This window comes from Streptomyces sp. NBC_00483 (genome assembly GCF_036013745.1).
In the GTDB taxonomy this organism is placed as follows: domain Bacteria; phylum Actinomycetota; class Actinomycetes; order Streptomycetales; family Streptomycetaceae; genus Streptomyces.
Map to the genome: position 1 here is coordinate 7,146,886 of NZ_CP107880.1, position 17,506 is coordinate 7,164,391.

Here is a 17,506-nt window from a genome sequence, read left to right on the forward strand (position 1 = left end):
ACCCGGGACCGCGTCACGACAGCAGCTCGACCTCCGCCACCGTCGCCGCCCCGCCGGTGAACACCAGCCGGTAGTGCTGATGCGCCGCCGGGGACGGTACGGAGAACGCCCGTGTCTGCTTGTCCCAGGCGAAGGACTCGCCGGAGCGCTGGTCGATGGTCTTCCAGGCCTTGGCGTCGTCCGACGCCTCCAGCTTCCAGCCGGTCGGCGCCTTCGCCTTGTCCTCCGACGTCAGCGTGTACTGGACCGCCTTCGCGCCGTCCGCGCCCACCGGCAGCTCCACCGACTCCGAACTCGCGCTCGTGTCAGAGGTGTTGTCGAAGAGCGGACCCGAACCGGTGATCGCGTCCGAGCGTGGCGAGGGCACCTTGTCGTCGTTCGTGATCGACGTCGGCGCCGCGTCGGCGCCCGTGCCCCACTTCGACGGCTTGTCACCCATCGCGAACTCGATGACGCCGCCCTTGGCGATCGCCGAGTGCGGCAGCGAAGTCTTCGTCCACGTACGGCCGTTGACCTTCACGCCCTGCACGTAGATGTTCTTCGCGCTGTTCTTCGGCGCCTTGACGACGAGGTCCTTGCCGCCGTCCAGGTGCAGCGTCATTTTCGTGAACTGCGGGGAACCGATGGCGTATTCGCCGCTGCCCATGACCAGCGGGTAGAAGCCCAGCGAGGAGAACAGGTACCAGGCCGACTGCTCGCCGTTGTCCTCGTCGCCGTGGTAGCCCTGCCCGATCTCGCTGCCGGTGTAGAGCCGGGAAAGGACCTCGCGGACCTTCTCCTGCGTCTTCCACGGCTGGCCCGCCGCGTCGTACATGTACGTGACGTGGTGCGCGACCTGGTTCGAGTGGCCGTACATGCCCATCCGTACGTCACGCGCCTCGGTCATCTCGTGGATGACTCCGCCGTACGATCCGGCGACGTCCTTGGAGCCGGTCTCCGGAGTGTCGAAGTACGTGTCGAGCTTCTTGGCGAGACCGCTGCGGCCGCCGTACAGATTGGCGAGGCCGCGGCTGTCCTGGACGGCGGTGAACGCGTAGCCCCAGGCGTTGGTCTCCGTGTAGTCGTAGCCCCAGATCGCCGGGTCGAAGTCTTGGGACTTCACACGCCAGTTGCCGTCCTTGCCCTTGCCCTGGAAGAAGCCGGGACTGGAGCTCCCACCGGCCGCCTTGTCGTCGAACATGTTGACGTAGTCACGGGCGCGGTTGAGGAAGTACTCCGACTCCTCCTTGTAATGCTTCTCGCCGGTCTTCTTGTAGAGCTTCTGGCCCATCTCCGCGATGCCGTAGTCGTTGAGGTATCCCTCCATCGCCCACGACATGCCCTCGTGCGTCTCCGACGGCGTGTAGCCGAGGAAGGGCGACGTCTCCATGCCCTTGCGGCCCACACCGGCCGTCGGCGCCACCACGGTCGCGTTCTTCACGGCCGCCTTGTACGCCGACTCCACGTCGAAGTCGTCGACACCCTTCACGTACGCGTCCGCGAAGGCCACGTCGGAGGAGGTGCCGGTCATCAGGTCCGCGTAGCCGGGGGACGACCAGCGCGAGGTCCAGCCGCCGTCCCGGTACTGCTGCACGAACCCGTCGACCAGCTCACCGGCCTTCTTCGGCGTCAGCAGCGAATAGGCGGGCCAGGTGGTCCGATACGTGTCCCAGAAGCCGTTGTTCACATACGGCTTGCCCTCGACGATCTTCGCGCCGGTGTGGGTCGGGGTGTCCGGACCCGGCATCGGCGAGAACGGGGAGGCGTACTTGTACGTCGACTTGCCCTTACCGCCCTGCGAACGGACCTTCTCGAAACCGGAGTTGGGGTACAGGTACAGGCGGTACAGCGACGAGTACAGCGCCGTGCGCTGGTCGTCCGTCGCGCCCTCGACCTCCACCTTCTTCATCAGCGTGTCCCACTGGGCGCGCGCCGCGTTCCGTACGTCCGTGAAGGACCGCTTCTGCGGCAGCTCCTGCGCCAGGTTGTCCTTTGCCTGGTCGAGGCCGATCAGGGACGTGGCGAGGCGCAGCGTGACCGTGCGGTCCTTGCCCGCGTCGAACGTGAAGTGGCCCTTCACGCCCGACGAGTCGGCGTCCTTCACCGGCTTGTCGAAGACGCCGTAGACGAACAGTCGCGTCGCGCCCGCCGACAGGCCCGACTTCACGTCCGAGTAGCCCGTGACGACCCCGTTCTCCTTGTCGAGCGTGAGGCCGCCCTGGTCGGAGACGTTGTCGAAGACCACGCTCGCGTCGTCGTCGGGATAGCTGAAGCGGAGCGCCGCCGCGTGGTCGGTCGGCGCCATCTCCGCCCGCACACCGTTCTGGAACTTCACGCCGTAGTACGAGGGCGTCGCCGTCTCGTCGTCGTGCTTGAACGGCAGCGCGCGGCCCGAGCGGGACGTGTCGAGCGCGTCGCCCGACTTCGCCGACGGCATCACCTGGAAGGTCTGCCGGTCGCCCATCCACGGGCTCGGCTCATGGCTCGCCGCGAACGCCTCCATCGTGGGCAGGTTGTCCGCGTTGTTGTCGCGCGCGTAGTCGTACAGCCAGCTCAGCGAGCCCGCGTTGGTCACCGGCGTCCAGAAGTTGAAGCCGTGCGGGACGGCCGTCGCCGGGAAGGTGTTGCCGCGCGAGAAGTCACCGGTGGAGTTCGTGCCGCGCGTCGTGGACGCGTAGTCGCTCAGGTGCGCCTTCGGCTTCGCCGGTCGGGCCTTCGCGATGCTCACGTCGTCGAGCCAGCCACGGAACTTCGCCGGCCCCTTGGGGGAGTCGTACGCGACGAGGACCCGGTCGACCGTCTTGCCGGCCGCGACGGACCCGATCCCGGACTTCACGGCGTTCCACTGGTTCACGTAGAGCCGCTTGGCCGCGCCCTGCCCCTGCGGGGTCAGCGCCCCGCCGTAGGAGTCGAGGGCCTTGAGGTCGCTGAGGTACGTGCCGTCGGTGAAGGCGAGGTCGACGGAGACGTTCGTGGCGTCGTAGTCGCGGTCCCCTGCTGCCATGGACGGGAAGATCTTGTACGCGAGCTCGGTGTCCTTGGCCACCGCCACATCGACGTCGAAGACCTTGTTGTACGAGTAGGCGCGACCGTCACCCTTGTGCGTACCCGCGTAGCGCAGCGCGCGCGTACCGGTGAAGCCGACGCCCGCCTTGGCGGTCGGCGAGGCCGTCGGCCCGCGGTCCACCAGCGAGAGCATGTCCTCGGGGGCCGGGGTGGAGTCGCCGCCGGTCGACAGCTGGAGGTCGGCGAGCTGCACCGCGTCGCTCGCGCCGTTGTTCTTCGTGAACTCGATACGGAAGTGGGAGTAGTCCGCCGGGCTCTGTATGTCGTACGACTTCAGCTGCTGGCGCTTGTCGAACGTCTCACCGGAGCGGGAGTCGAGCGTCTTCCACTCCTTGCCGTCCGTCGAACCCTTCAGGGTCCAGTCCTTCGGGTCGCGCTCGTCGTGGTCATTGGCCGACGTGAGCGCGTACTTGGAGATCTTGACCGGCTCGTCGAGGTCGTACTCGACCCAGGCCGTCGGCGTGAGCGCCAGCCACTTGGTCGTCGCCTCGCCGTCGACGAGGTTCTCCTTGGTCTCACCGCCGCCCGCGTTCTCGCCGCTGGCCCGGATGTCGGTGACATGGCCGTTCACATTCCCCGGCATGCCGCTGCTGTACGCGCCGTCGACCCCGCTCGCCCGCTTGCCGCCGTCGGCGTCGGTGTCGACGGTGTTCAGCCAGTCGGGGGCGGGCTGACCTGCCTCGAAGGAGGAGCGGAACTCCGGCTTCCCCTCGGCGGCGTGCGCGGTGGGGGCGGGGCCGAGGCCCTGTCCTGCCGCCGTGAGCACAAGAGCGGCCGCGCCGAGCGCGGCCACGGTCCCGAGTCTGTGTCTGGATCTGAGCTGTCTGGAATCGCCACGCATAAAGGGCGCACCCTCCGGCTACTGGACAACGTTGTCAGTTGGTGAACAGGGTCCAGTAGGGGCTCAAGTCCCCAGCGGTGTCAAGGGTGTTGAACCCTTTGGGCGGTTCGGGTGGGAAGGGTGGGTCCGACACGCCGTGTGCGCCCCTTCTTAACGGGCTGTGATCGCCCGGTCGCTTGGGTGAATCGCCGATGTACAGTGGCAAATCTTGGTAAAAACTCCCATTTGCGCCCTTTTGCTGGGCGCCCCAGGAGGCGTCATGCGCGCTCCCGCGCTCCCCGCGTGGCCCGCCGCGCTCTGCCCCGGCCTCGTCGCCGCGGCCGGTGTCGCGGTGCTCGACGTGGTGCTCGGGGCGGAGGTCGGCCTGCTGCCCCTGTTCGCGGTCGGGCCCGCGCTCACGGCCTGCTGCGCGGCGGCCCGCCAGGTCGTCACCTGCGGACTCGTCTCCTTGGTGCTGTGCGCCGCGGTGGCGGTGTACGACGACCTGCTCTTCACCCGGCGCGGTGTGGTGGCTCTCGTCAGCGTGGCCCTGGTGACCGTGGCCTCCGCCTTCGCCGCGCACGCGCGCGTGCAGCACGAGCAGCGGGCCGCCAGGCAGCGCCGGATCTCCGAGTTCGTGCAGGGCGTCATCCTCGCCCCGGTGCCGCAGGACACCGAACCCGCCCGGATCGCCGCCTCCTACGTCTCCGCCACCGAGGACGCCCGGATCGGCGGCGACTTCTACGAGGCGGTCCCGGCGCGCGAAGGCGGTGTGCGCGTCGTCATCGGCGACGTACAGGGCAAGGGACTCGGCGCCGTGCGCACGGCCACCATCATGCTCAGCGCCTTCCGGATGAGCGCCCATGACGCGGCGGACCTGGACGAGGTCGCCGCCAAGATGTCCGGGGCGCTCGGCCGCAGGGGCGTCGACGAGCAGTTCGTCACCGCGGTCCTCGCCGAACTCGCCCCGTCGGGACGGCTCACGCTGCTCTCCTTCGGGCATCCGCCGCCGCTCGTCGTGCGGGCCGACGGCAGCCACGAGCTCGCGCACCCGCCGAGCCCCGCCCTGCCGTTCGGCCTCGACTGGCTGGAGCAGGACCCGCCGCGCCCGAGCCACGTCGAGCTGGCGGACGGCGACCGCGTGCTCCTCTACACCGACGGGCTCGCCGAGGCGAGGGACGCGGAGGACGCCTTCTATCCGCTCGTCCAGCGCGTCTCACTGCTGCGCGGCGAGTCCCTCGACGACTGCCTGGTGCGGTTGCGCGGCGATGTGCAGGCGCACACGGACTCGGGTGTGGACGACGATTCCGCGTTGCTGCTCATGGAGTACCGCACGCCGGTGTAGACGGTCCCGGCGCCCGCCCCTGCCGATACGCCCGCGCCCTTTGCCTCAGCCGAAAGCGGCGAGGTTGCGGGCGACCCAGTCGCCGAAGGGGCGTGGGGCGTGGCCGGTGACCCGTTCCACGTCCGGGCTGATCCGCAGCTCGGCGGCGTTCGGGGCGCCGATGATGTCCAGCGTGTCGTCGGCGAGCTCCGGCGGTACGAACCGGGTCATCGCGGCTTTGGCCTCGTCGCGGGTGAGCTCCTGGAACCGCACCGGTGAGCCGAGCGCGGCCGCGATGGCCGCCGCCTGCCCGCGCGGCGTGATCACCTCGGGGCCGGTCAGTTCGTAGACCCCGCCGGAGTGCCGGTCGTCCAGCAGGCAGGCGGCCGCGACCTCGGCGATGTCCGCCGGATCGACGACCGGAACCCCGACATCCCCGAAGGGTGCGGCGACCGTCCCCTGCGTACGGACGGACTCCGCCCAGGCCAGCGCGTTGGAGGCGAAACCGCCCGGTCGCACGACCGCCCAGTCCAGGCCCGACTCCCGCAACGAGTCCTCAAGGGCGCGCATCGCGACCCGCGTTGTACCGAGCGGCCTGGTCGACACGCCCTGCGAGGACAGCAGGACGACCCGGCGAACCCCGTTGGCCGCGGCCAGGTCGATGATGTCGGCCGGCCTGGCGTCAGGTGCGTGCAGGTCGCCGGAGAGCAAGAGGAACAGTGCCTTCGCCCCGTCCAACGCGGGTGCGAGGCCCGCCGGTTGGGACAGGTCGGCCGCCACGTGCCGAACCCCGTCAGGCGTCGCCGCCGACGCCTGCGCCGCGTTCCGCGACACGGCCGTCACCTGCTCGCCCGCCTCGGCCAGGGCCTGCGTCAAAGGCCGGCCCACGTTTCCGGTAGCTCCGGTTACCACGATCATTTTCAGCTCCAAGTCCGTTGTTCGCTAAGGCAATTGACGCTAGGACCCGGACTTACTTTCCGTAAGAACATACCCGGAGGTAAGCTCAAGACATGGGGGAAAGTGTGCAGTTGACACAGGGTGGGGCGGACGCTCGGTATGAGGTGTTTCACACCGACTGCCCGGCGCGCGACATGGTCGACCACGTCACCAGCCGATGGGGTATCTGGGTCCTGATCTCCTTGCGGAGCAACGACCTTCGGTTCTACGAGCTGCGCGACAGCATCCAGGGCGTCAGCGAGAAGATGCTCGCCCAGACCCTGCGCGCGCTGGTCAAGGACGGACTGGTCTGGCGGAAGGTCGAACCGACGACCCCGCCCCAAGTCACGTACGGACTGACGGAGTTCGGCCGGGATGTCGGCGAGCCGCTGACGGACCTGTTCGACCGGATCACGCGGCGTCTTCCGCCCCGCGGCGAGCGATAGCCGAAAAGCGGGATTCCACAAGCGGCGCGACGCATTCCGTTACACCCTTTGTATGCAAGGAAGTTGGAAAGCTCGGTTCGTCGCTCGTGCGACGTATTTCCGGGAGGTCTCAACTCGGAAAAGACCGATGCCCAAACCTGCATTCGATCTTGCCCCCCTCACAGTGAGTGGACTATACCTGTCGCCACCGCCCCGGCCGTGCGTCCTGCCGGGCGGGTACCACCCAGCTCCACCTGCGTTACGCCTTGTCCGACATCGCTCAGCTGATCACCATCGGTGCCTCTGAGGGGCACCGAAACCAGGACGCGCTCACGGAGAAGTGCGGCACGCGCATGGCCAATCTGGCCCGGCAGCCGAACATGCAGCAAACCGTCAGAGATCCAATCGATCAGTTCAGTGAGGATGCAGAGATGACCATTCGTGCCGGCTCTCTTGACAGGCGGACGCTCCTGCGCGGGGCGATCGCCACCGCGGCCATGGGTTCGTTCGCCGTTGCGTGTGGCTCCCCCTCCAGCGACGACAGCAACGACGGCTCGAAGGGCAAGTCGAGCAGCAAGAACCCGTTCGGTGTCGCCAAGAACTCCAAGGTCGACGCGGCCATCTTCGACGGCGGCTACGGCACCGACTACGTCGACTACGTCAACAAGGTCATCGGATCCCAGATCGCCGGAGTCAAGGTCGACGTCAAGCCGGTCGTCGACATCGCCCCGGAGCTCCAGCCCCGGTTCGTCGGCGGCAACCCGCCGGACCTCATCGACAACTCCGGTGAGGACCAGATCGGCTTCCTCGGCATCCTCGACCAGCTCGAGGAGCTCGACGACGTCTTCGAGGCCAACAACTACGAGGGCAAGAAGATCGCCGACACGGTCTACCCCAACGTCAAGGAACCCGGCACGTACAACGGCAAGTTCGTCGGGCTCAACTACGTGATGACGGTGTACGGCGTCTGGTACTCGAAGACGCTGTTCGAAGAGAACAGCTGGACCCCGCCGAAGACCTGGGACGAAGCGCTCGACCTCGGCCAGAAGGCGAAGAAGAAGGGCAAGTACCTCTTCGTCTTCGGCAAGGAAGCCGCGACCTACTACCAGACAATGCTGATCAACGGGGCGGTCAAGGAGGGGGGCGACGAGGTCCGGCTCTCTCTCGAAAAGCTGGAGAAGGACTCCTGGTCGCAGCCGGCCATCCAGGACATCCTCAAGGTCATGGAGACCATGGTCAAGGAGAAGATGTTCGTCCCCGGTGGCTCCGGCACCCAGTTCCAGAAGGCGCAGGCGCACTGGAGCAACGACCAGAAGGCTCTCCTCTACCCGAGCGGTGGCTGGATCGAGAACGAGATGGCGAAGGCCACCAAGAAGGACTTCCAGATGACCGGCATCCCGGAGATGACGGTCACCAGCAGCCCGAAACTGCCCTACGAGTCGATTCGCGCGGAGGCGGGCGAGCCGTTCATCGTTCCCAAGAAGGGCAAGAACGTGGCCGGCGGTAAGGAGACGCTGCGGGCGATGCTGTCCAAGGAGGCGGCCGCCAACTTCTCCAAGACGAAGAAGGCCCCGACCATCGTCAAGGGCACCGTGCCCGCCGACGGCTACGGATCGTCGGCGCTGGTCTCGCAGACGAAGATGCTCGAAGCCGCGGGCACGAACATCTTCAACATCCAGTTCATCTTCGCCTACGGGATGAACACCGACATGCTGGTGCCGTGGAACTCCTTCCTCTCCGGTGACCTCGACCGCAAGGGCCTGACCTCGGCTCTGCAGAAGATCTCCGACAAGATCCGGGAAGACGACTCCGTCAAGAAGCTCGAGGTCAAGTAGCACCGCCATGAGTGACACGACCACCAATCCCAAAACCGCGAGCCGCCGGCCCGAGCCGGCCGCTCGCGGCGGGCGGCCCCGGCGCCGCAAGCTCACCTTCGACCGGGTGACGTTCTTCCTCGCGTTCCTCGGCGTCCCGTTGGCCGTCTTCGTGCTCTTCGTCCTGTACCCGTTCGCCCAGGCGATCTTCTGGGCGATGACCGACTGGCGCGGCTTCAGCCCGGACTTCAACTTCATCGGGCTCGACAACTTCACCAAGATGTTCCAGGACGACATCTTCCTGAAGGCGCTGCGCAATGTCGCGTTGCTGGCGGCCGTCGTGCCCTTTGCGACGTTGACGCTCGCCCTGGGGGTCGCAGTGGCTGTCACGCTGGGCGGGCCCAGCATCGGCCCCGTCCGAGGGATCCGGGGAGCGTCGTTCTACCGGATCATCTCGTTCTTCCCCTACGTCGTGCCGGCCATCATCGTCGGTCTGATCTGGGCGCAGATGTTCGACCCGAACGCCGGCCTGCTCAACGGCATCCTCACCAAGCTCGGTCTGGACTTCGAGGAGTTCTCCTGGCTGGGCGAGCAGGCGACCGCGATGCCGGCGCTGATGTTCGTCTTCGTCTGGGGGCTCGTCGGGTTCTACGCGGTGCTCTTCATCGCCGCGATCAAGGGAGTTCCCTCCGAGCTGTACGAGGCGGCCAGGATCGACGGGGCAGGCCGATTCCGGATGACGATCTCGGTCACCCTGCCGGCGATCCGGGACAGCGTGCAGACGGCGTACATCTACCTGGGCATCGCCGCGCTGGACGCGTTCGTCTACGTACAGGCGCTGTTGCCGGGCGGTGGGCCGAACAACTCGACCCTGACGATCAGCCAGGATCTGTTCAACACCGCGTTCCGGAAGGGGCAGTTCGGATACGCCACCGCGATGGGGGTCGTCCTCGCCGTGGTCACCCTGGTGTTCGCGGCGCTGGTGTTCCTCGTCAACCGCCTGAGCGGCGGTGGCGAGAACGAGGGCAAGAAGAAAGCGCCAGGGTTGAAGGCTCGGCGTGCTGGAGCCAAGGGAGGTGCTCAGTGAGCGCCATAGCCGCCGACCGGAAGCAGGCGAGCGACCGCAAGCCGGCGCGGGACCGGAAGCTGACGCGCGCCGTCGTGAGCAGCGACCGCAGGTTCGCGGCGCTCTCGCACGGCTTGCTGATCCTGTGGTCCGTGATCGTGATCGTGCCCATGCTGTGGGTGCTGGTGTCGTCCTTCAAGTCGACCAGCGAGATCCTTTCCTCGCCGTTCACGCTGCCGGGTCACTGGAGGATCGAGAACTACGTGAACGCGTGGACCGACGCGAACATCGGGAAGTTCTTCCTGAATTCCGTGATCGTCGTGGTCTGCGCGCTGTTCCTGGTGATGCTGCTGGGCGCGATGTGCGCCTACATCCTCGCCCGGTTCGAATTCCCCGGACGCCGGGTGATCTACTACGTGATGCTCGCCGGGCTGACCTTCCCGGTCTTCCTGGCGATCGTGCCGCTCTTCTTCCAGCTGCAGAACTTCGGGCTGCTGAACACGCGGCCGGGACTGATCCTCACTTATGTCGCGTTCGCGCTGCCGTTCACGATGTTCTTCCTCTACGCGTTCTTCCGGTCACTGCCGCATGACGTCTACGAGGCTGCGCAGATCGACGGCGCGGGTGAATGGCGGGCGTTCTTCCAGGTGATGCTGCCGATGGCCAGCCCGGGCATGGCCGCGGTGGCGATCTTCAACTTCCTGGGACTGTGGAATCAGTTCCTGCTGCCGGTGGCGCTCAACACCGACCAGGACAAGTGGGTGCTGACCCAGGGGATGGCCGCCTACGCGTCTTCGCAGGTTTACGACATCGACTACGGCGCGCTGTTCGCGGCGATCGTGATCACGGTGGTGCCCGTACTGATCGTGTACGTCATCTTCCAGCGCCGGATCGCCGGTTCGGTGTCGCAGGGCACCTTCCGCTGAGGCCCATCCGTCGCGCAACAGGGGTCGGGCCCCGGAGAGAGAACTCTCCGGGGCCCGACTCCTGCCCACGGTGGAAAGAAGCTATTTCCGTCAAGGGCTTGACGCCGGAGACACCTTCAGCGGAGTTTGGAGTTCATAACTTGTACAAGGTCTGGTCACGTAGGGTGACGTGGGCCAAGGGACTAAGGGTGGGTCAATGGAGACTCCGGGGTCGCAGTCCTCGCTGCACCGGGCCAATCTCGAGCGGGTCGTACGTGCCGTACGTCTTGCCGGATCGCTCACGCAGGCCGAGATCGCGAGGACGACAGGCCTGTCCGCCGCGACGGTCTCCAATATCGTCCGGGAGCTGAAGGACGGCGGAACCGTCGAGGTCACGCCCACATCGGCCGGGGGACGAAGGGCCCGCAGCGTCTCGCTGAGCGGGGACGCGGGCATCGTGATCGGCGTCGACTTCGGCCACACCCACCTGCGCGTGGCCGTCGGCAACCTCGCCCACCAGGTACTCGCCGAGGAGTCCGAGCCGCTCGACGTGGACGCCTCCGCCGCGCAGGGCTTCGACCGGGCCGAAGAGCTGGTCGAGCGCCTCATCGTCGCCACCGGTGTGGACCGCGCGAAGGTCGCGGGCATCGGGCTCGGCGTACCGGGCCCGATCGACGTGGAGAGCGGCACGCTCGGCTCCACCTCGATCCTGCCGGGCTGGTCCGGCACCAAGCCGGCCGAGGAGCTCGCCCGCCGCCTCGGCGTGCCGGTGCACGTCGACAACGACGCCAACCTCGGCGCCCTCGGCGAGCTGGTGTGGGGCAGCGGCCGGGGCGTGAAGGACCTCGCGTACATCAAGGTGGCCAGTGGTGTCGGTGCGGGCCTCGTGATCAGCGGGAAGATCTACCGGGGCCCCGGCGGCACGGCGGGGGAGATCGGGCACATCACGCTCGACGAGTCGGGGCCCGTGTGCCGCTGCGGCAACCGCGGCTGCCTGGAGACCTTCACCGCCGCCCGCTACGTGCTGCCGCTGCTCCAGTCCAGCCACGGCACCGACCTCACGATGGAGCGCGTCGTGCGGCTCGCGCGCGACGGGGACCCGGGCTGCCGCCGCGTCGTCGCGGACGTGGGCCGGCACATCGGCTCCGGCGTCGCGAATCTCTGCAATCTGCTCAACCCCAGCCGGGTCGTCCTCGGCGGCGATCTGGCGGAGGCCGGTGAGCTGGTCCTGGGGCCCATCAGGGAGTCCGTGGGGCGCTATGCGATCCCCAGCGCCGGACGCCAACTCTCGGTCCTCCCAGGGGCGTTGGGGGGCCGCGCGGAGGTGCTCGGGGCGCTGGCCCTCGCCCTGAGCGAGATGGGCGATTCGATGCTTTTGGACGGGTCCGGTGCGGGTGCTGTGCCCGCAGCTACACCTGCCTTCACTTAGAGAACGCATGACACCGTTGCCAACCCGTTAAGGATTTACTCCTTGACGCTGCGGTTGCGGCCGAGTTGACTTCCAGCCACCTCGGCCGCAACGACGCGGCCTCGTCAGGGAGGTTTCTGAAGTGAACACGCGTATGCGTCGTGCCGCCGTTGCATTCTGTGCCACCGCCATGGCCGTGTCCCTCGCCGCCTGTGGCAGTGCCAAGGAGTCCGGTGGTGAGGGCGACAAGTCCACCGCCAAGAACACCGATGCGCTGAAGATAGGCCTGCTCCTTCCGGAGAACCAGACGGCGCGTTACGAGAAGTTCGACAAGCCCATCATCGAGCAGCAGGTCAAGAAGCTGACGAATGGCAAGGGCAAGGTCCAGTACCTCAACGCCAAGCAGGACGCGTCCGTCCAGTCGCAGCAGATCGACACGATGATCACCAACAAGGTGGACGTGCTGATCATCGACGCGGTCGACTCCAAGGCCGTCGCCGGCGGTGTGAAGAAGGCCAAGGACGCGGGCATCCCCGTCGTCGCCTACGACCGCCTGGCCGAGGGCCCGATCTCCGCCTACACCTCGTTCGACAACGAGGAGGTCGGCAAGGTTCAGGGCAAGGCCCTGCTGAAGGCCCTGGGCGACAAGGCCAAGCCGAGCAACGAGATCGTCATGATGAACGGTGCCGCCACGGACCCGAACGCCGGCGACTTCAAGAAGGGCGCCCACTCCGTCCTCGACGGCAAGGTGAAGGTCGCCAAGGAGTACGACACCAAGGAGTGGAAGCCGGAGAACGCCAACGCCAGCATGGAGGCCGCGATCTCCGCCCTCGGCAAGGACAAGATCGTGGGCGTCTACTCCGCCAACGACGGCCTCGCCGGCGGCATCATCACCGCGCTCAAGGGCGCGGGCGTCTCCAAGCTTCCCCCGGTCACCGGCCAGGACGCCGAACTCGCGGGCGTGCAGCGCATCGTGACCGGCGACCAGTACATGTCGGTCTTCAAGTCGTACCCGCAGGAGGCCGAGACCGTCGCCAAGATGGCCGTCTCGATCGCCAAGGACGGTAAGCTCGACAGCTCGCTCCAGACCACCAAGGTCGACAGCGGCACCGAGAAGGGCATCCCCTCCGTGATCGTCCCGGTGGTCTCGTTGACCCAGGACAACATCAAGGACACGGTCATCAAGGAGGGTTACTACACGGTCAACGACATCTGCACGGCCAAGTACAAGAAGGCCTGCGACAAGATCGGCCTGAAGTAACCCGAGTGAACCGGGAGCGCGCAGCAGCCTCCCTTGCGGCCCTGACGGGCCCCTGATGCACGTCCGGCGCCCCGCCGCCAACAGCCCCGCAAAGCTCAACGGCCGGGCGCCGGACGGAACACCAACACCCCCCTCATTCTTCTGAGTTCAACCTCCCGCCGGGTTCAGACCTTTGGCGGTGAAGGAGATGGTTCACGTGTCCGCTACGCCCGTGCTGGCGTTGCGCGGGGTCTCCAAGCGATTCGGTGCCGTGCAGGCGCTCACCGACGTAGAGCTTGAAGTCCACGCCGGTGAGGTGGTCGCCCTGGTCGGCGACAACGGTGCCGGAAAGTCCACCCTGGTCAAGACGATCGCCGGCGTGCACCCCATCGATGACGGTGTCATCGAGTGGCACGGCAAGGCCGTCGCCGTCAACCGGCCGCACGATGCCCAGGACCTGGGGATCGCGACCGTCTATCAGGACCTCTCGCTGTGCGACAACATCGATGTCGTCGGCAACCTGTTCCTGGGACGCGAGATCAAGAAGCGCGGCATCCTCGACGAGGTCGAGATGGAGCGCCGCGCCCAGGAGCTGCTCGATACCCTTTCGATCCGGATACCCAGCGTGCGGATCCCGGTCGCCTCGCTCTCCGGCGGTCAGCGCCAGGTCGTGGCGATCGCCCGCTCGATGCTCGGCGAGCCCAAGCTGGTGATCCTCGACGAGCCGACCGCCGCCCTCGGCGTCGAGCAGACCGCTCAGGTCCTCGACCTCGTCGAGCGCCTTCGCGAGCGCGGCCACGCGGTCATCCTCATCAGCCACAACATGGCCGATGTGAAGGCCGTCGCCGACAAGGTCGGCGTGCTCCGACTCGGCCGCAACAACGGCGTGTTCGACGTCAAGAGCACGTCCCAGGAAGAGATCATCTCCGCCATCACCGGCGCCACGGACAACGCCGTGACCCGTCGTGCGGCACGCGCGAACGTGGAGGCTCAGAAGTGAGCGTCAACAAGCCCGAAGTGAGCGTCACCAAGGCCGACAGGCCCGAGTCCGCCGTGGACGCCCCGGGAGTCGCCGCCGGCGCCGCCGTGACCGCCATCGACCCCCGCCTCCTCGTGCGCGAGCAGGGCTTCGCGGGCTACATCAGCGAGTTCAAGCGCAAGGTCAAGGGCGGTGACCTGGGCGCCATCCCGGTCGTCATCGGCCTGATCGTCATCGGCGTGATCTTCCAGAGCATGAACTCGGCGTTCCTGGGCGCGGAGAATCTCAGCAACATCTTCGTCGCGATGGTCGCCACCGGCATGATGTCGGTCGGCATCATCTTCGTGCTGATGCTCGGCGAGATCGACCTGTCGGTCGGCTCCGTCTCCGGTGTCTCCTCGGCGATCACCGCGGTGCTGAGCGTCACGCACGGCATGAACGAGTGGCTCGCCGTCCTCATCTCGCTCGCCGCGGGCGCGATCATCGGCGCCCTGCACGGCTTCTTCTTCGCCCGGCTCGGCGCTCCCGCCTTCGCCGTCACGCTGGCGGGCCTGCTGTTCTGGAACGGCTTCATGCTCCAGATCCTGGGCTCCAACGGCACCATCAACCTCGACGGCGACGGTGTGGTCGGCAAGCTCACCACGTACTACTTCTCGGACGTCGCCGCCGCCTACGTCCTCGCCGTCATCGCGGTCCTCGGCTACTTCGTGCCGACCTTCCTCGGCAACCGGCGCCGCGAGGCCGCGGGGATCCCGTCCCGGCCGCTCAGCGACATCGTGCTGCGCACGGTGCTGCTCGCGATCGCCGTCTTCGGCGTGGCGATCATCTTCAACCAGTACAAGGGGCTGCCGCTCGCGGTGCTGCTGTTCGGCATCGTCCTCGTCGGCACCGACTTCATGCTGCGCCGCACTTCGTACGGCCGAAAGATCAACGCGCTCGGCGGCAGCGTCGAGGCCTCCCGGCGTGCCGGCATCAACGTCACGGCGATCCGGATCTCGGTCTTCTCCCTCGCGGGCCTGTTCGCGGCGGTCGGCGGCCTCTTCTGGGCCTCCAAGATCGCGGCGGCCAACCAGGGCGCCGGCGCCGGTGACCTTCTGATGAACGTCATCGCCGCGGCCGTCATCGGCGGCACCAGCCTCTTCGGTGGCCGGGGCCGCACCTGGAACGCGCTGCTCGGTGTGCTGGTGATCACGTCGATCCAGTACGGCCTCCAGCTCCAGGGCATCGCCACCCCGATCCAGTACATGATCACCGGCGCTGTGCTCCTCGCCACGGTCGTCATCGACTCGATCACCCGTAAGACCCAGAAGACGGCCGGCCGCGCCTGACGGCTGCCGCGCCCCTTCTGGCCTCGATCGACTGTGCCCGGCGTCAATGGTGACGCCGGGCACAGTCACGCGTACGCCCTGCGTGCGGGGCGTGCCGCTGGTTCTGTTTCGTGACGAGGGCGTGACGAGGAACGCACGGCCCGCACGCCGCCGCGAGTGGCGGAACATTAGAATGGACAGGCCCGGCAAGCTCGACAGCTCAACCAGCTACTCACAGCTCTATCGCAAGGAGGCACGGGTGCCGCTGCTGACCCGCATCACGGGACCGCGCGATCTGGACCGGCTCAGCCTGGAGCAGTTGGACCAGCTGGCAGGCGAGATCCGGACCTTCCTCGTCGACGCGGTCTCCAAGACCGGCGGCCACCTCGGCCCGAACCTGGGCGTCGTCGAGCTGACGATCGCCCTGCACCGCGTCTTCGAGTCCCCCCAGGACAAGGTCCTGTGGGACACCGGCCACCAGTCCTACGTGCACAAGCTGCTCACCGGCCGCAAGGACTTCTCCAAGCTGAAGATGAAGGGCGGCCTCTCCGGCTACCCCTCGCAGGCCGAGTCCGAGCACGACGTGATCGAGAACAGCCACGCCTCCACGGTCCTCGGCTGGGCCGACGGCCTGGCGAAGGCGAACGAGATCCAGGAGCGCGACGACCACGTCGTCGCGGTCATCGGCGACGGCGCCCTCACCGGCGGCATGGCCTGGGAGGCGCTGAACAACATCGCCGCCGCCAAGGACCGCCCCCTCGTCATCGTCGTCAACGACAACGAGCGCTCGTACGCGCCCACCATCGGCGGCCTCGCCAACCACCTCGCGACCCTGCGCACCACGGACGGCTACGAGCGCTTCCTGGCCCGCGGCAAGGACCTCCTGGAGCGCACCCCGGTCGTCGGCAAGCCGCTGTACGAGACGCTGCACGGCGCCAAGAAGGGCCTCAAGGACTTCATCGCCCCGCAGGGCATGTTCGAGGACCTCGGCCTCAAGTACGTCGGCCCGATCGACGGCCACGACATCGAGGCGCTCGAATCGGCCCTCACCCGCGCCAAGCGCTTCGGCGGCCCGGTCATCGTGCACTGCCTCACCGAGAAGGGCCGCGGCTACAAGCCCGCCCTCCAGGACGAGGCCGACCGCTTCCACGGCATCGGCCCCATCCACCCCGACACCGGCCTCCCGATCAAGGCCTCCGGCGCCGACTGGACCTCCGTCTTCGGCGACGAGATGGCCAAGCTCGGCCGCGAGCGCGAGGACATCGTGGCGATCACCGCCGCGATGCTGCAGCCGGTCGGCCTGAAGAAGTTCGCCGAGGAGTTCCCCGAGCGGGTCTACGACGTCGGCATCGCCGAGCAGCACGCGGCGACCAGCGCGGCGGGCCTCGCCCAGGGCGGCCTGCACCCGGTCTTCGCGGTCTACGCGACGTTCCTCAACCGCGCCTTCGACCAGCTCCTCATGGACGTCGCCCTGCACAAGTGCGGGGTCACCTTCGTGCTTGACCGGGCCGGCATCACCGGCACCGACGGCGCCTCGCACAACGGCATGTGGGACATGTCCCTCCTCCAGGTCGTCCCCGGCGTCCGCATCGCCGCGCCGCGCGACGCCGACCAGGTCCGCGCCCAGCTGCGCGAGGCGGTCCAGGTCGACGACGCACCCACCGTCGTCCGCTACTCCAAGGGCGCGGTCGGCCCGGCCGTCGAGGCGGTCGGCAAGGTCGGCGGCATGGACGTACTGCGCGAGCCGAAGTCCGACAAGCCCGACGTCCTCCTGGTCTCGGTCGGCGCGCTCGCTCCGATGTGCCTGGAGATCGCCGACCTCCTCGACAAGCAGGGCATCACGACGACCGTCGTCGACCCCCGCTGGGTCAAGCCGGTCGACGAGGCGATGGCCCCGCTGGCCGAGCGCCACCGCGTGGTCGTCACGGTCGAGGACAACTCCCGCGTGGGCGGCGTCGGTTCGTCCATCGCGCAGGCGCTGCGCGACGCGGGCGTCGACGTCCCGCTGCGCGACTTCGGCATCCCGCCGCGCTTCCTGGAGCACGCCTCCCGCAAGGAGATCATGGCGGAGATCGGCCTCACGGCCCCCGACATCGCCCGCCAGGTCACAGGCCTCGTCTCCAAGCTGGACGGCCGCCGTGAGGCTGCCGCCGTGGACGAGATGGAGCCGGCACGCGACTGAGGCCTTTTGAGCGCCCGCGCCTCAAACGTCGGCGGGGCTGAATTTGCCGAGGTGG

General features: G+C 67.7%; 12 protein-coding genes. 10 read left to right on the forward strand and 2 right to left on the reverse strand.

All coding sequences use genetic code 11. The features are described 5' to 3' along the window. Window positions 1–13: 13 nt before the first annotated feature. Window positions 14–3,886 (reverse strand): GH92 family glycosyl hydrolase, encoded by a 3,873-nt coding sequence (locus OHA73_RS32110; RefSeq protein ID WP_267068856.1) that lies wholly within the window; start codon window positions 3,884–3,886, stop codon window positions 14–16. A 259-nt stretch (window positions 3,887–4,145) separates the two neighbouring features. On the opposite strand from OHA73_RS32110, the gene OHA73_RS32115 reads away from it, so the two are divergent. Then, entirely contained in the window at window positions 4,146–5,210 is a 1,065-nt protein-coding gene (locus OHA73_RS32115) for a PP2C family protein-serine/threonine phosphatase (RefSeq protein WP_267068855.1), read from the forward strand. 45 nt (window positions 5,211–5,255) lie between these two features. Here the strand turns inward: OHA73_RS32115 and OHA73_RS32120 are convergent, their stop codons facing one another. Beyond that, window positions 5,256–6,107, reverse strand: a complete 852-nt coding sequence (locus OHA73_RS32120; RefSeq protein WP_267068854.1) for an SDR family oxidoreductase — start codon at window positions 6,105–6,107, stop codon at window positions 5,256–5,258. A 92-nt stretch (window positions 6,108–6,199) separates the two neighbouring features. Here OHA73_RS32120 and OHA73_RS32125 point away from each other — a divergent pair, with 92 nt between their 5' ends. The 9 genes from OHA73_RS32125 (at window position 6,200) to dxs (ending at window position 17,451) form a co-directional block, all read left to right on the forward strand. After that, entirely contained in the window at window positions 6,200–6,571 is a 372-nt protein-coding gene (locus OHA73_RS32125) for a winged helix-turn-helix transcriptional regulator (protein WP_267068853.1), read from the forward strand. A 410-nt stretch (window positions 6,572–6,981) separates the two neighbouring features. Beyond that, the gene (ngcE, locus tag OHA73_RS32130; protein ID WP_266715071.1) at window positions 6,982–8,385 is read left to right on the forward strand and encodes an N-acetylglucosamine/diacetylchitobiose ABC transporter substrate-binding protein; all 1,404 of its coding nucleotides are present in this window, start codon (window positions 6,982–6,984) and stop codon (window positions 8,383–8,385) included. Between the two features lie 7 nt (window positions 8,386–8,392). Further along, window positions 8,393–9,451: a carbohydrate ABC transporter permease gene (locus OHA73_RS32135; RefSeq protein ID WP_267068852.1), complete on the forward strand. Its 1,059-nt coding sequence runs from the start codon at window positions 8,393–8,395 to the stop codon at window positions 9,449–9,451. After that, window positions 9,448–10,356 carry a carbohydrate ABC transporter permease gene (locus OHA73_RS32140; protein ID WP_267068851.1) on the forward strand — a complete coding sequence of 303 codons (909 nt, stop codon included), beginning with the start codon at window positions 9,448–9,450 and terminating at the stop codon, window positions 10,354–10,356. Before OHA73_RS32135 ends, OHA73_RS32140 begins: the two co-directional genes overlap by 4 nt. Before the next feature lie 196 nt (window positions 10,357–10,552). Further along, entirely contained in the window at window positions 10,553–11,764 is a 1,212-nt protein-coding gene (locus tag OHA73_RS32145) for an ROK family transcriptional regulator (protein ID WP_266715074.1), read from the forward strand. A gap of 121 nt (window positions 11,765–11,885) precedes the next feature. Next, window positions 11,886–13,004, forward strand: a complete 1,119-nt coding sequence (locus OHA73_RS32150; RefSeq protein WP_266715075.1) for an ABC transporter substrate-binding protein — start codon at window positions 11,886–11,888, stop codon at window positions 13,002–13,004. A 187-nt stretch (window positions 13,005–13,191) separates the two neighbouring features. After that, complete coding sequence (locus tag OHA73_RS32155) at window positions 13,192–13,983, forward strand: ATP-binding cassette domain-containing protein (protein WP_266718957.1); 792 nt, start codon at window positions 13,192–13,194, stop codon at window positions 13,981–13,983. Window positions 13,984–14,000: 17 nt separating this feature from the next. Further along, window positions 14,001–15,290, forward strand: a complete 1,290-nt coding sequence (locus OHA73_RS32160; protein WP_266718959.1) for a sugar ABC transporter permease — start codon at window positions 14,001–14,003, stop codon at window positions 15,288–15,290. 238 nt (window positions 15,291–15,528) lie between these two features. Further along, on the forward strand, window positions 15,529–17,451 hold the full coding sequence (gene dxs, locus OHA73_RS32165; protein ID WP_327658564.1) for a 1-deoxy-D-xylulose-5-phosphate synthase: 1,923 nt from the start codon (window positions 15,529–15,531) through the stop codon (window positions 17,449–17,451). The last annotated feature ends 55 nt before the right edge of the window (window positions 17,452–17,506 follow it).